Genomic DNA, 1783 nt, shown 5'->3' on the forward strand with positions numbered 1-1783 from the left:
ATAAATTATGTGTTTGACATACTATCTCATTAAGTCGGCGATTCCATCTATGTATAAAAATATCAAACTCAGACAACGATGTCTTTAGATCCATATCGCCTTCTTTAGAATCTTCCAACACCTCGTTCCAATCAGAATAAGTTACTGACAAATTATCCATCACATCTTCACAGTGCGGCTTAAGCAACCGGAAACATTCGGCGTTTATGACCCCGACACCAACAGCATCTCTTGTGATATAGCAATGCAAAGAATCGTTATAAAAAAACTTCGAATCAAAATAAAAATACTTCACTTCGCAACAGCAACTTTCAAAACTAGAAACATATCTATTGTTTTCACGAGAATATATTTCTTCACCATGCATTATAACGACTTTAATTCTTCCTCTTGATAACTCAAAATAATAATCCACTCTTTTCTTTTCGTCGCGAACCGGTGCGTACTTAAAATACATCCCGTCATCCTTTCATCAATAATCAATAATTAATAATTAATAATTAATAATCAATAATCAATAATCAATAATCAATAACTTAAAAACAATTATGAAAAAACCACAACACCAAATTTCTCGCCGAGGAACTTAACCTCTTGAAACTCATGGTAATAATAATCTATTTTTTATTTGCTTTCCAAACATCCAAAAAACCTACTATAGAAGCGTGACTCTCAGTAACATCTCCCTTTCTTACTTCAGTCCTCAACCCCAAAAAAACAACCATTTATACAGCTCGCCAAAAATCTCATAAGATATACAACATCAGAGCCATGGTCGCAAATTCTGAGTGCAACACCTGATCGAATTCGTAAGGTGTTGTACCCATGTCTTATTCTGAATCTCTGCATCGAAGAACGTGCGACTATCCAAGTCAGCCTCGCGCAAGGCTTTAGCCTCAGGCAGGTGGCGGCTCTACTCGAGCGGTATCCATCGACGATCAGGCGAGAGATACGCCGTCTCGTCATGATAGTGTTAAGCGGACTGTTTGGTGGCTTGCTGAACGAGGTGTCATTATACTCTCACCAATGGTGGAAACATCGTTCAAGAACTCGAAGAGTCTGGGCCATTGGCGTACACCCATGAACAGAATGAGCAACTGGACTTGCCCGTCTCTTCAGACACTTTAAACCACCACGGTCAGGCGGCTTCGAAGGCCTCGGGGTAGATTCGCCTTTCTCGACCTATCATACCTAATTGATTTTAAAGAAAGCCGGTGTAGCTCAGCAGGTAGAGCAACGCCTTCGTAATGCGTGGGTCGGAGGTTCGAGGCCGTGATGCCCGGTGGTCCGCCCGAATGTCACCCGGTCAGCATGGCCAGATAGTCCTTGAGCACCACTGCGTTGTTGTGGGTCTCATCCTTCGAGGAAAACACCAGGGTAACCTTGTGCTGCTGGCTGCGCTCGGCCAGGGGTCTGAGCGTTTCCCGCTGCGCCTTGAGCTCAGCCAGATAGCGCTGACGAAACTCGCCCCAGCCCAGTGCTTCGCTGTGAAAGGCCTTGCGCAGGTCATCACTGGGGGCGGCCTCCTTGATCCATTCATCGATACGCGCCTCGTCCTTGGCGATCCCCCGCGGCCAGAGCCTGTCCACCAGCACCCGATAGCCGTCGTTGTCGGCGGGCGCATCGTAGGCCCGCTTGAGCTGAATCGTCATCGTGCCTCCACGACCGAGAATGTGCTCCATCCTTAACAGACGCATGGCCCGGCCGTCACCCCGTGTGGCTTTGGCACTCGCAGCCGATGCCGATGCCGATCGTCAGACCAGGCGCCAGCACCCGACTATTC

General features: G+C 46.9%; 2 protein-coding genes and 1 pseudogene. 1 reads left to right on the top strand and 2 read right to left on the bottom strand.

What is annotated here, in order from left to right:
* On the bottom strand, window positions 1-457 hold a 457-nt coding region (locus ACN0IC_RS15235), incomplete at its 3' end, for a hypothetical protein (RefSeq protein WP_416879605.1).
* Between the two features lie 368 nt (window positions 458-825).
* On the opposite strand from ACN0IC_RS15235, the pseudogene ACN0IC_RS15240 reads away from it, so the two are divergent.
* Window positions 826-958, top strand: a pseudogene (locus ACN0IC_RS15240) (helix-turn-helix domain-containing protein); the annotation flags it as partial.
* 340 nt (window positions 959-1298) lie between these two features.
* Here ACN0IC_RS15240 and ACN0IC_RS15245 read toward each other — a convergent pair.
* Window positions 1299-1652 (bottom strand): DUF488 domain-containing protein, encoded by a 354-nt coding sequence (locus tag ACN0IC_RS15245; RefSeq protein ID WP_349624912.1) that lies wholly within the window; start codon window positions 1650-1652, stop codon window positions 1299-1301.
* Window positions 1653-1783: the final 131 nt, after the last annotated feature.

The organism is Litorimonas sp. (assembly GCA_029936425.1).
Lineage (GTDB): Bacteria > Pseudomonadota > Alphaproteobacteria > Caulobacterales > Maricaulaceae > Litorimonas.

Coding starts and splice junctions, on each gene's coding strand:
- ACN0IC_RS15245 (WP_349624912.1), bottom strand. CDS start 1,652: ATGACGATTCAGCTCAAGCGGGCCTACGATGCGCCCGCCGACAACGAC.